The 12,751-nt window shown below is 51.0% G+C and carries 12 protein-coding genes; 4 read left to right on the top strand and 8 right to left on the bottom strand.

The features are described 5' to 3' along the window. Positions 1-41: 41 nt before the first annotated feature. The 3 genes from HGT71_RS15910 to HGT71_RS14125 form a co-directional block, all read right to left on the bottom strand. Positions 42-164 carry a hypothetical protein gene (locus tag HGT71_RS15910; RefSeq protein WP_277755776.1) on the bottom strand — a complete coding sequence of 41 codons (123 nt, stop codon included), beginning with the start codon at positions 162-164 and terminating at the stop codon, positions 42-44. Further along, positions 161-1,177, bottom strand: a complete 1,017-nt coding sequence (locus tag HGT71_RS14130; RefSeq protein WP_214218332.1) for an MsnO8 family LLM class oxidoreductase — start codon at positions 1,175-1,177, stop codon at positions 161-163. The genes HGT71_RS15910 and HGT71_RS14130 overlap by 4 nt, the downstream gene beginning before the upstream one ends. A 123-nt stretch (positions 1,178-1,300) precedes the next feature. Next, positions 1,301-1,648, bottom strand: a complete 348-nt coding sequence (locus HGT71_RS14125) for a cupin domain-containing protein (RefSeq protein ID WP_214218331.1) — start codon at positions 1,646-1,648, stop codon at positions 1,301-1,303. Between the two features lie 257 nt (positions 1,649-1,905). On the opposite strand from HGT71_RS14125, the gene cbl reads away from it, so the two are divergent. From cbl to HGT71_RS14110, 3 genes are all read left to right on the top strand, one after another. Next, positions 1,906-2,862 carry an HTH-type transcriptional regulator Cbl gene (gene cbl / locus HGT71_RS14120; protein WP_214218330.1) on the top strand — a complete coding sequence of 319 codons (957 nt, stop codon included), beginning with the start codon at positions 1,906-1,908 and terminating at the stop codon, positions 2,860-2,862. 77 nt (positions 2,863-2,939) lie between these two features. After that, positions 2,940-5,093, top strand: coding sequence for a beta-glucosidase family protein (locus tag HGT71_RS14115; RefSeq protein WP_214218329.1), 2,154 nt, complete (start codon positions 2,940-2,942; stop codon positions 5,091-5,093). A 118-nt stretch (positions 5,094-5,211) separates the two neighbouring features. Continuing rightward, the gene (locus HGT71_RS14110; protein WP_168174316.1) at positions 5,212-5,352 is read left to right on the top strand and encodes a hypothetical protein; all 141 of its coding nucleotides are present in this window, start codon (positions 5,212-5,214) and stop codon (positions 5,350-5,352) included. 4 nt (positions 5,353-5,356) lie between these two features. On the opposite strand, the gene HGT71_RS14105 is transcribed toward HGT71_RS14110, so the two are convergent. From HGT71_RS14105 to HGT71_RS14085, 5 genes are read right to left on the bottom strand one after another with little or no spacing between them, the layout of a single operon-like run. Then, entirely contained in the window at positions 5,357-6,136 is a 780-nt protein-coding gene (locus HGT71_RS14105; protein ID WP_214218328.1) for a heme ABC transporter ATP-binding protein, read from the bottom strand. After that, positions 6,129-7,133, bottom strand: coding sequence for a FecCD family ABC transporter permease (locus HGT71_RS14100; RefSeq protein ID WP_214218327.1), 1,005 nt, complete (start codon positions 7,131-7,133; stop codon positions 6,129-6,131). Before HGT71_RS14100 ends, HGT71_RS14105 begins: the two co-directional genes overlap by 8 nt. Further along, positions 7,117-7,950 carry a heme/hemin ABC transporter substrate-binding protein gene (locus tag HGT71_RS14095; RefSeq protein ID WP_214218326.1) on the bottom strand — a complete coding sequence of 278 codons (834 nt, stop codon included), beginning with the start codon at positions 7,948-7,950 and terminating at the stop codon, positions 7,117-7,119. The genes HGT71_RS14100 and HGT71_RS14095 overlap by 17 nt, the downstream gene beginning before the upstream one ends. Then, positions 7,950-8,975, bottom strand: coding sequence for a hemin-degrading factor (locus tag HGT71_RS14090; protein ID WP_214218325.1), 1,026 nt, complete (start codon positions 8,973-8,975; stop codon positions 7,950-7,952). Before HGT71_RS14090 ends, HGT71_RS14095 begins: the two co-directional genes overlap by 1 nt. A gap of 44 nt (positions 8,976-9,019) precedes the next feature. Further along, positions 9,020-11,374, bottom strand: coding sequence for a TonB-dependent receptor domain-containing protein (locus HGT71_RS14085; protein ID WP_214218324.1), 2,355 nt, complete (start codon positions 11,372-11,374; stop codon positions 9,020-9,022). A gap of 222 nt (positions 11,375-11,596) precedes the next feature. Here HGT71_RS14085 and HGT71_RS15870 point away from each other — a divergent pair, with 222 nt between their 5' ends. Further along, on the top strand, positions 11,597-12,724 hold the full coding sequence (locus HGT71_RS15870) for a metallophosphoesterase (RefSeq protein WP_214218323.1): 1,128 nt from the start codon (positions 11,597-11,599) through the stop codon (positions 12,722-12,724). The last annotated feature ends 27 nt before the right edge of the window (positions 12,725-12,751 follow it).

Raw genomic sequence — 12,751 nt, 5'->3', positions numbered from 1 at the left:
CCTCCGCACAGGGCGCGGTGAGTGATTCAAAAAAGAGAAAATTAGAGTGAGTCGTTAAGGCTGTAACAGGCCATACAATAAGGCAGCGAACTGCGCCACAGCCATACTGTATCGTCGTAATCGTCAGTAAAATACCGTACAACGGCCGTCAATATTTTTGTCATGGGGTTGCTCCAGAGATCGAAAAGCGATCTGAAACATAACGTGCCGCTTGGCGTGCTGCGGCCAGCCGTGTAAGCGCTTGCTGGCGATGGGCCGGATCAGTAATCGGCAGATCAATAATAAATTCGTCAATTTGGTAGCGGTGATGCAGCTGTACTAAACGTTCGAATACCTCTTCGCCACTGCCGGCGATGACCGTCGGATACTTTCTTTCCAGACTGACAATACCACTTGCCGCCTGCTGCGCGAAGGTCTTTGCTTGCTGCGAAGACGCAAGATTAACCCGTTGTCCGTTCTCCAACACTAACTGCCAGGTTTCGAGGGAGGCTGCCAAGGCGTCCGCTTGGGCGCGATTTGCGGCAATCACCACCTGCACCGCGACCAGCGTTGGCCGCTGCGTCTGCTGCTGCCAGAAATCGGTTACCTTCGCCAATTGCTGATCATCACCATTCAAATGTGCCGCAAACACAAAGTTCCATCCCACAGCGTGAGCGAGTTCCGCACTCTGTTGGCTTGCGCCTAACAGAAAGCGTGGGGGGGAGATTGCCGGTAAGGGAGTCGCCTGTAATCCCGGATCCGCTTGCGTAAGATAACGATTAACGTCGGCAAGCTGTTGCGCGAAACTACCGTGCTGGCCTGGGGCCTGACCTTGTAATGCACGCGTCGATGTCGGTAATCCTCCCGGCGCTTTGCCGATCCCCAGATCGATACGTCCGGGTGCCACCGCCGCCAAAAGATGGAAATTCTCGGCCACTTTATAAGGGCTATAGTGCTGTAACATTACGCCACCGGCTCCCAGTCGCAGCGTCTTGGTCTGCGCCGCTAACCATGCCAAGACAATCTCTGGCGAAGGACTGGCCAGCGCAGAAGTATTATGGTGCTCGGCAATCCAGTAGCGATAATAGCCTGCTTGCTCGGCCAAACGGGCAAGCGCTAGGGTATTTTGCAAGGCTTGCTGGCTCGTTTCTTCCGGCTGTCGAGGGCACTTATCTAGAATACTCAGACGAAAAGGCATAAGGCTTCTCTTAATTATTCATCATGCCTTAGTTCTAAAAGAAAAAAGAAGCCGTTGGAAATAGTTAATTGATCATTGAATAGCATATTTTTTGCTAATGAATAAATAGCAGATGGACCATGTTCAGGTTAAAACCGGTAAATCGTTTCTATCTCCCCACGTGCTGGGATGGGAAATAACTAAAAACTCCACGGCGTGTTGTGAGGTATTGCGGGCTTGGTGTGGGACGTTAGGCGGGATTTCTAGGCCTTGTTGAGCCTGTAAACGATGCGTTTGCCCCGCCAGTTCCATATCCAGCTGTCCCGATAAAACAAAGAAAAACTGTCGGGACTGTTCGTGATAATGCCTGCGCTCAGCAGTATTGGCTGGCATCTTTTCATGAATAATTAATAGGTCTTGGCGGTTAAGTAAATACCAGCCGTCGCACTGGTCGCCCCATGAGTAATGCTCGGCCGTTACCTTATCAATCATGTTCTCGCTTCCTTTTCTGGTTAATAACACAATTTATGCTAACTATTTCGGTTAATTAGCTAAAGGGTTATCGGTTATAGACAGGTTTTTATACTGTTTTTTTATTTATTGGTTAAGGTTAATTAGTAAAAGAGGGATATTTTCCGATAATTATCGTCATTATATCTTTGTGATATAACGTTTGCGTTTTAATTATTTATTTAATTGAAAGCAATTTACTACTGTGGGGGTCATTCGATGCCGAAAGAGCAAGCCTTATGAATTTCCAGCAACTTAAAATTATTCGCGAAGCTGCCCGCTGCCAGTGCAACTTAACTGAGGTAGCAAAAATCCTTTATACCTCTCAATCTGGCATCAGCCGCCATATCCGTGAGTTAGAAGACGAACTGGGCGTCGAATTATTTATTCGTCACGGTAAACGTATGCTGGGACTGACAGGACCGGGAAAAGAGATGTTAGTGATTGCCCAACGGATCTTAGACGAGTCAGCCAAGGCTAAGCGGTTGGGCCAGTTATTCACCGCGCAAGAGGCAGGAGTATTAACTATTGCCACCACGCATACCCAAGCCCGTTACTCTTTACCGGCTATCCTGAAGCAGTTTCGTAGCCGCTATCCGCATATTCAAGTCGTGCTCAATCAAGCTACACCCGAAGAGATCCGCGATCAGGTTATTTCCGGCGAAGCAGATATTGGCATTGCCTCAGAGGGATTAGCACACAGTGGAAAGTTAACCACTTTTCCATGGTTTAAATGGAATCATCGTATATTAGTGCCGCACGATCATCCGCTCACTCAGGAAGATAAACTCAGTCTTGAACAGCTGGCAAACTGGCCGCTGGTGACCTATCGCGCTGGAATGACGGGGCGTTCAGTGATTGATGAGGCCTTTCAGGCCGTCTCATTACTGCCTAATGTGGTACTGAGCGCACAAGATTCTGATGTGGTGAAAACCTATGTTCGTTTGGGAATGGGGATCGGGATTATTGCCGAGACCGCAGCGGATCAGGATGATCCGGAACTGACCTCATTAGACGCCCGCCACCTTTTTAATAGTAATACCGTCTGGTTAGGGGTGAAACAGGGTCAGCTACAGCGCGACTATCTCTGGCAGTTTATGACACTCTGCAACCCTAACCTTTCTGAAGACGAGTTAAAGCAGATAGCGCGCGGCGTCAGCGAAAATACAGAGCTCGGTTACGATTTCCAAATTTAAGCGCACGGATCCCTCCTTTCTCCTCCTATAGGCGACTAAGCTAAGAGTATACCCCCTTACGCTTAGGAGCTTATGTAATGTCTTTCCCCTGGCAAAAACCTGGCTTAACAGCCGATCAGCAAGCCGCTGCCGTCGTCGCCGAGATGACGACGGATGAAAAATTTGCGTGGCTCTCTGGACCGATGGCTATCCCATTAAAAAAAGGGGATACGCTACCCGCCGAGGCGATCGGTTCAGCCGCTTATTATCCGGCAATTCCTCGTTTAGGGATCCCGGCATTACAACAGAGTGATGCCAGTTTAGGAGTCAGTGCATTGGGCGGTGTCCGCCCAGGGGATCACGCTACCGCACTCGCCAGTAGCCTCGCGTTAGGCGCCTCTTTCGACCCAGACTTGGCGCAAACCACCGGCGAGATGTTAGGACGCGAAGCCTTTGGTAAAGGGTTTAATGTGCAACTCGCCGGCGGGGCAAACTTGATTCGCGAGCCGCGTGGTGGCCGTAACTTTGAATATATCTCTGAAGACCCGTTGCTGACTGGCGTGATGGCCGGTCACAGTGTACGGGGGATCCAATCTCAACATGTGGTCTCTACCGTCAAGCACTTCGCGGTTAACGCTCAAGAAACCGGTAGAGTGCTGGCGGACTCCCGCATCAGTGAATCGGCATTGCGCGAGTCCGATTTACTCGCTTTTGAACTGGCTATTGATATCGGCAAGCCCGGCGCGGTGATGCCCGGCTATAACTTAGTCAATGGCGATTGGGCCTCGGAAAACCATTTTCTATTGTCACAGGTGTTAAAAGGCGACTGGCACTATGCTGGCTGGGTCATGTCGGACTGGGGGGCGACGCATTCTGCAACCAAAGCGGTGCGGGCAGGGTTGGATGTGCAATCGGGTGCCAATCTTGATAGCTGTGTTTGGTTCGATCAACCGCTACGCGAGGCCATGGCGCAAGGTGAGATCACTGAAGAACAGATTAATGGCATGATCCAGCGGATCTTACGAAGTCTCTTCGCCTGCGGCGCTATCCAACATCCTGCTCAACGCGGTAATCGTCTCGACTATAGTTGGCACCAATTGATCGCTCAGCGTGAGGCCGAGCAAGGCATTGTTTTACTGAAAAATGCCCAGCAAACTTTGCCGCTCGCACCCGAGTTAAACCGAATCGTGGTGATCGGGGCTCATGCTGATAAAGGTGTCTTGGCCGGTGGCGGATCCTCCGCGGTGACACCACAAGGTAGCTTACAGAAAGAAGGCGTCGATTTTATGGGGATCCAAACGCCAAAGGTCTACCATCCTAGCTCGCCGCTGGCCGCTATTCGCCGAAATTCACTCGCCAAACAGGTCGATTTTGTATCCGGAGACTCGATCGAGGAGGCACTCGACGCTAGTCAAGGCAGTGATGCTGTGATTATTTTCGCCGAGGAGTGGCGCTCCGAAGCACTGGATGCGCAAGGATTAGATCTCGATGATCATCAAAATCAATTAATTGATCAGCTCTCTGCCGTGCATCCGACGATCATCGTCGTGCTGGAAACAGGTGGCGCGGTGACGTTACCTTGGCTCGATAAGGTCCCGGCGGTACTCGAAGCTTGGTATCCTGGTTCAGGAGGGGGCGAGGCAATCGCCGGTGTGATCTTTGGTCGCGTCAATCCCGCGGGACGCTTGCCTATTACCTTCCCCGCTGCAGCGCAACAACTCCCCCATCCCGAGCAAGTCGATCCTAGCACCACCACCTCACTGCCTGGAGTGGAGGTGAAAGGCGAGATCTTCGAGATTGATTACGACGTCGAAGGGGCCGATGTCGGCTATCGCTGGTTTGAACGCCAACAGTTAACCCCCTTATTCCCGTTCGGTTTTGGCCTTTCCTATACGCAATTTGGCTATGAGGATTTACAGCTCTGCCAGACCTCTGACGACATTACGGCCAGCTTAACCGTGATCAACTGTGGCGAACGAGAAGGCAGCGATGTGGTTCAGATCTATCTGCGTCCCACCTCGGGGCGTTATCCCTCGCGATTAGTGGCTTTTCAGAAAGTCACCCTCGCGCCGGGAGAAACACAACGCGTCAGCCTGAGTCTGGAACCGCGAGTGGTGGCGCAATGGGACAGTGCTCAACAACAGTGGTCGATTGCAGGTGAAGAGTACGAGATCTATCAAGCCACCGATGCTGCTACCCCCGTGCTTAAGGGCAAACTCACACTGACTGCACAGACTTTCGGCTATCGCTAAGCGACTCGGTCTGCGCCCAGCAGGGTGGCAGACCGAACTCACTCTGAACATGTCATCAATCTGTCATCTTGCTGCGGCAAGCTAGCGACAGTCATCGGCACATTGAAGAGGTTTACCTATGAGCGATTATGATAACGATCTTTATGAAACGCTGTTTGCCACCCGTCAACGCCCTTTCCCTGAGGAATCGAGTGCGCCACCGCGACGCCGCCGTACGCCTGATGAAGGGGAGTACCATGAATTACAGTTCAATGATTAAGCACTCACTTATTCAATAACACGATGGGGTGAGAGGACAAAGCAGGCTGAATCACGCTTAATTCAGCCTGATACCACGCCGTCAGCTGCGATTCTGTCAGTACCTGCTGTACCGACCCATCGGCCACCAAGGTCCCCTGCTGTATCACCACTATCCTATCCGACCAGGTTGCGGCCAGATTGACATCGTGCAAGACCGCGCAGACCATCAGCTTTCCGTTGCGGGTTAACCGATGAAGTAAACGCAGCAAATGTTGTTGATGAAAGAGATCGAGAGCCGAGGTCGGCTCATCAAGAAATAGCCATCCCTCCGGTTGGTCCTCTTTCCATAGCTGTGCCAGCACCCTGGCCAACTGAATTTGCTGCTGCTCGCCTCCCGACAGGGTGGCATAATTGCGATCGCATAACGCTTGGCAACCGATCAGCGCAACGACCTGGTCGACGATCATGCGTTGTCGCTGCATGGCGTACTGGCTGATCCCTAATACGATCACCTCTTCTGCCGACATGGCAAAAGCCAGTTGATTATGTTGGCGCATCACGGCCCGTTGGCCTGCGAGTTCCCTTCTCTGCCACTGGGGGTAAGGCTTACCGGCCAACCAACACTCGCCTGTTGTTGGGCTAAGAAAGCCGGTCAATAACCGTAAAAGTGTCGACTTTCCTGCCCCATTCGGTCCCATAATGGTGACAAACTCGCCCAGTTTAAGCGTCAGATCTAAGGGGTTAATTAAGGTGCGCGATCCCGTCTGCAGTCCAATCTGCCTCGCGGTAAGGGTATTATGCATAACTGGCCTTTAAGCGTTTCAGGATCAACATAAAAAACCACGGTGCCCCCAGTAGACTGGTCAAGAGGCCAACAGGCATTTCAGCGGGTTGAACTAGGGTGCGTGCTAGGGTGTCCGACAGCAACAGGAGTAATCCGCCGACAATGATCGATCCGGGTAATAACCAACGATGATCGCTCCCAAATACCATTCTTACCAGATGAGGAATGACCAAACCGATAAAGCCAATAATACCGGTGAAAGAAACCGCGGTACCAACCAACAAGGCGTTACCGATTAATAAACCCTGCTGAACCCGTAACACATCCAAGCCGCTATAAAAGGCATCCTCTTCGCCAAGCTGTAAGAGGTTTAAGGCGCGGGCCGATCGCAGCAGTAACAGTGAGGTCGGGATGATGATCAGCGCGCAGATCCCCACCACCGACCATTGGGCTTGGGCTAAGGATCCCATTCCCCAGAGTGAAAGCTGTCGCAGCTGTTGATCGTTACTCAACCAGGACAGCACGCCGATTAGCGATCCCGATAAGGCATTGATCGCGATCCCTAGCAGCAGTAAGCGGGAGAGTTGACCTTGGCTAATCTTGTTCAATTGAAAAATCAGCGCCGTGACCAATAAACTGCCGATAAAGGCCGCGATAACCGGTAACCATAAACTGGCGAATAAGGGTAATTGAAGAGGCAAGAGCAAGGCCAACGCCACCATAAGCCCTGCTCCGCTGCTAATCCCTAATAGCCCAGGATCCGCAAGCGGGTTACGAAAAAGCCCCTGCATAATGGTGCCCGATACCGCGAGTGCGGCACCGATAAGCAGGGCCAAGAGTACACGGGGAACACGAATGGTTAACCAGACTTGCCAGACAATACTGTCGAAGGGTTGCTGCCAAATCTCGATTAACGACAGCCTCATTGCCCCAAGCTGGGTCGCCGCCACGGCGCTGATCACCAGCAAGACAATAAAGATCAGCAACGTCATTTGGCGGTTAAGGCTGACGCGCATAGCTTTCCGCCACATCTTGACGAAGTTTGAGAATAGCCTGCGGTGTGTCGATCCCGAACCCTAGTAGTGCCATTTGATCGATCACCACCACCCGACGCGCTTTCCCGGCGGGCGTTAGGGCTAATCCAGGAAGTTTCCAGAGCTGGCTGGCACCGCCCATCTGCTGCAAAGCGTGCTGGTCAATAATAATCACTTCGGGTGCGGCCGCTATCACACCTTCTTGTGACATCTGCTGATAATGTGGCACCTGCCCCATGACGTTAGTCAATCCTGCACTGCGTAGCGCAATGTCTGCGGCGGTCTCTTTACCCGCAATCAAGCTTTGCATACCGTGATTCGCCATAATATACAGGGCTTTATGACTGCCACCGGCCGGGACCTGTTTCAGCGCACTCAACTGCTGATCCAACCGCTGCAAGATCGGCTGTGCTTGTGCCGTCTTTCCCAGAGCTTGAGCCAGCGTGTTGACCTTGACCGCAATCTCCGACAACTGTGGCGTCGCCGGGACGGTGACGACTTTCACACCGACTTTTTCGATTTGCTGGAAGACTTGAGAGGGCTGGGCCTGCGCATTAGTTAGTACTAACGTCGGCTTAAGCGCCAGTATTCCTTCACTGTTTAATTGACGCATATAGCCAATATCGGGCAGCTTAAGACTTGCTTCCGGGCGCTGGCTAGTCGTGTCGCGGCCAACCAGTTGATCGCCACTGCCCAGTGCATAAATAATCTCGGTCACGTCACCGCCAATCGAGACCAGCCGCTGCGCAGCCGTCACGGGGATCGTGACGAAACAGAGAAGTAATACGACATATTTCATTAGCAGAGTTCTCCCGCTAATTCCTCAAGTTGTTGACGCCAGAGCGGTTGTTCTGGCTGCCCTTCAGACCGTTGTCCATAAAGCTGGGCGATTTGTGTGCCATCTTCTGCAAACAGCTCAAGGCTGGTAACGTGCCCGTCAGCCGTAGGCTTGCGCGTGATCCAGGTTTCAGCGATTTTTTTATCCTGAAGGTGTAAGGTGAACTGATCGTTGAAGATATTAAGCCAACCTTTCATCTCTACCACTTTGGCGAGACGACCGGTGAAGATCTGCGTACAGCCGCGGTTACCGACAAAAATCATGATCTCGTTCTGCTGCTGCTGAACACGCTCAAGCAACAGTGCAACGCTGTCGTTACTGACTTGGCGAGCCAACTCATCGCTGACCATCTTAAAGGCTTGTTGCCGAGTGAGTTGATGACGACGCAGCAATTGAAAAAATTGATGAACATCGGTCATGGCGCGCCACTCTTGTTCCACCCTCTGTGGATCGATCTCTGACGGTTGCATGACCGCAGGGAAAGGCTGGAGCGCGAGCGTAGAGGGGGTGACCTGCTGCCATTGAGTTATCAATGCTTGCCATGCAGCACTATCGGTTTGCGGGGTCGCATAGATTTTCACCACCGCGTTCCCTTGGGTATCAAAAATTTGTAGGCTATGCCGCTCACCCGAAACACCTAATTCGGTCAAGGCAAACACACTGTGCCACTGTTGCGGAAAAAAGCGTTGATCCAGTGCGCGGGGGTTTAATACCAAACCGGCATGAGGACCAAAATGCAGATTCTCATAACGTCCAATTTGCTCATGGACGGCGTAATCATTGCGGACCAAGCTTTTAATCTCGCCCACTGCCGCCAATCCTTTTAGCAGCGCTTCAAATTCCGGTTGCAGCGATTGTGCATCATGACCGCAACGAATTAAGGTCAATTCTGCTTCGCTGATCGCCATCATCGCTGCAAGATCACGGGCATACAGGTGTGGGTGTTCCGTTTTTAACGCTAAATAATCAAGATATTGTTTATTCATCGGTTACGTCCTCTATAACGCCCCGGCAAACCGGGGCTAAACATTTAGAAATCAACATTCAGACCGAGTTGGAAAGTCCGTCCTGGCATTGTCGCGAGCGCGATATCGGCTTGATGCTGGGCATTATCGGTCGTTAAATCACGGCTACTTAAGTAATCCCAATACTTACGGTTAGTCAGGTTATACACGCCACCACTGAGTTTTACCGTTGGGGTCACTTGCCAGTATGCCGTCATATCCACCATCCCGTAGCCAGGGATGCGCCAGTATTTGCTGCTATCGACCTCTGTCGCGCTACCAGTAGTCGTGGTATCGCGCGTGGTTTGTTTGGCCTGCTTTCCTTTTACGAAGGTAGCAGTCACGGCAGCCCCGTAACGTTGCGCAGGATCATCCCACGCGACGCCAATAATCGCTTTCATCGGCGCCACACTGTCTAAATCAACATATTTGTCGCCTTGCAGGGAGGACTTGGACATCCCTTTGGTATAACCCAAGGCAAAGCTTGTGCTCAAGCCATTCACTGCTGGGAACCACTCCCCGTAGTGAATTTTAGTCGTCAGATCTCCGCCATAGATAAAGGCTTTATCACGATTTTCTGCTTGATAGACGGTATAGATATTCGAAGGTACGTTAGTAAACTTGCTCGGTGATCCGCTGCGCGTATAGCGGTTATACGCAATAAAGTTATCGTAGTCGTTATAGAACAGTGAACCGTGAATATCGATTCCCGGTACGGCTTGTCCCTTTATCCCCCACTCAAGGTCATTACTGGTTTCGGTCTTCAAGCCATTATTACCAATCAACGCATATTGTTGTTTGCCGGCATAGCTTGATCCGAGATTCCAGGAGCCATAAAGCTGGCTGGCTTCAGGGAACTGCGCGCCCCGTTGGTAACGAATATAAGTTAATAGCTGTGGCGTCAGAGAGTATTCGAGACTCAGCGACGGTAAGAATTGTGTGTCGCTTTGGCTACTATAGAGTGTCGAAACGCTCTCTTCGGTTAATACGCTACTGCCAGCGGCAAGGCTACTCAGGTTACGGGGCTTATTCTTTAGATAACTGACGCGGATACCCGGAGTGATCGCCACATGGTGTCCCTGCCAATCACCGTTAATTTTATCTTCAACGAAGCCGCCAAGCGTGGTGGTTTGGCTATCCGCTTGCGGTTGCACCACCCGATAATAAACCAGAGGGGTGGGTGATTGTGAGAAAGGCCGTTCGGTGCGCGTCATATCGCCATTTAAGCCAGCACGAATATCATGACGGCCGATAGTTTTTGCCAATTCCGAAGAGAACCCGAATTTATTGGTATTAAAATCAGACAGCGTACGAGTCGGGACCAAGGTGTCGCTCGGGCCGAAAGTATTGTCATGCGCCTGCGTCTTCTGCCAATACACTTGGCTAGTCAGTTGATCTATCCACTGATTCAGTGGTGTGTATTCATCTTGTAAGGCAACCCCAAATCGGCGGGTTTGACTGGACTGCTGGCTAGTACCGAGCACCGCTTTACCGCTGGAGTCCCACGTATCGAAATGAGTATGGCTGGTTTTTTGATAGTAATTACCGCTAGCTGTCAGTTTATGTTCGTCATTTAGCTGCCAAATCGTGCTGGCCGCAAAGGCATCAGAGTGCCAATTTTCTGGCCATGCTTGGTTATTCCCTTGGGTTCGTGTCTCTTGTCCATCGCGTCGGCTATAGACAAAGATCCCACGTAACTGATCATCGCCTGCTGCCGCAGTGATACCGTTATGCCATGCACGATTTGCCGAGTCGTAATCGGTTTGATAACCGAAATACTGTTGGCGTGTCGGCGATAAGTAATCGTCCGCAGATTTTGAATGGAAAGCGACCAGCCCCCCAATCGAGGTATTGGGCTGAGATACCGCGGTCGCTCCCGCTTCGATATCCATCTGGCCAAAGAGATAAGGGTCAATATAGTCGCGGCCAATACCAAAGCTATTCACTCCTGTTCGCCCAGCATAAGGGCGGCCTGTCGCTTGCGGCATCGAAACGCCATCGACATTGATCCCAACGCGATTACTTTCTAACCCACGAATGTTATAGCCGGTATAGCCGCCTCGATCGAAACCGCTTTTTCCACTGCCAGATCCGCCACTCGATCCCGTCGCACTTACCAAGGGTTGATAGCGCATCAAGGTACCAAAATCGTTCGAGCCATTTTTTTGCATCTGCTTGGCACTGACAACGACTTTATTGTTGGCCTCAATTTTAGGCGTTACCCCAGTCACGACTAAGGTCTCATCCTGCTTAGTCTGTCCAGTAAGAGGGATATTTCCGGCGGTCGCCGAGGCACAATATAGCCCGCTCAGGCTAAGAGCGATAAGCGATAAGCGGGGTCGAGGGGAAACTGTCGAGGCAGTCCTGGAGTATTTACGCATAGAGGCTGTGTGTTCCTAAAAGGTGCGGCAATTCGCAAAAATGACAAATGGCTCGTATTGGAGCCTTTATCATAATGAATGCGAATCTATATCATTATGATAATCATTATCAATAGTAATCAATGTAAAAGTTCACTTTTTTTTTATTCTTTATCCTTTGCTTACATTGCTTTGGTGCAATGCTACAGTAAGTGAATCGATACCATTTTTCTTGGAGGCTATGTGTTTGCTTGGATAACACTTTTACCTGCCCTATATATTGGTGCGCGCTTTATCTTGCCGCTCCCGCTCCCTTTTATACTTCGGCTGCTCTGTTTTATTGCCGTCGTCCTCGTGGCAGAGTGTCATCTTGTTTATAAAGTTGTCTTTGGTAACCGCTTCGCGCCGGAATTCCCTCACACTGTGATGGTCGCCATTAACTTCCTCTTTGGGACGATCATTGCTTTTACCCTGTTACTGATCCTAAGCGATATTGTCAGCGCCTGTCAGTTTGCATTGAGCGGGTCGTGGCCACTCCACCGTAGCACTCACTTTATTTTGTTAGGTATTTCGTTAGTGACAGCCGCCTACGCTACCTACCAAGCGGTCAAGGTGCCTCGCGTTAAAACCGTGACGTTAACGCTACAGAATTTACCTAAAGCGTTTGATGGCTATCGTGTCGTTCAATTAACCGACTTACATGCCAGTACCCTCTTTACCGGACGCTGGATGAAGAAAGTGGTAGAGCGTACCAATCAACTGCAGGCGGATGTCGTCCTGTTTACCGGCGATGTCGCGGACGGCAGTATCGAGAAACGTTATGATGATGTCGCGCCGCTCGGCGAGTTAATTGCTAAGCAGGGGCGTTTTGCGATTCCCGGTAACCACGAGTATTACTCTGGCTATTCGCCATGGATGCACCGGATGCAGCAGTTAGGCTTTCATGAATTGCTTAACAGCTCAGTCGCCGTCGAGAAAGAGGGAAGTCAGCTCTATATTGCAGGGGTGACTGATGAAGCCGCTTTACGATACGACCAAGCCGGCCCTGATTTAGATAAGGCCCTAACAGGCGTGGACCGTGAAGCGCCAATTATTCTGCTGGATCACCGTCCGGAAAATGCCCGAAAAAATCTCGCTAACGGCGTTGACCTACAGCTCTCAGGTCACACTCACGGTGGTATGGTTTACGGCCTTGCCACCATCGTAAAGCGTGCCAATCAGGGTTTTTCGTCTGGGCTTTACCCAATCGGAAAACGCTATCTTTACGTAAGTAACGGTACTGGGCTATGGAATGGATTTGCCCTACGCTTGGGCTACCCTTCTGAGATCACGTTTTTTATCTTAAAAAGCGATAAAACGGGTACTGACTAACTTTTTTAGTGTCGAGGCAGTACTATT

The sequence above is a fragment of the Rosenbergiella epipactidis genome (assembly GCF_018494055.1).
Classification (GTDB): Bacteria; Pseudomonadota; Gammaproteobacteria; order Enterobacterales; family Enterobacteriaceae; genus Rosenbergiella; species Rosenbergiella epipactidis.
The sequence above is the reverse complement of the archived record's forward strand: the minus strand, read 5'-3'. Positions and strand labels throughout refer to the sequence as shown.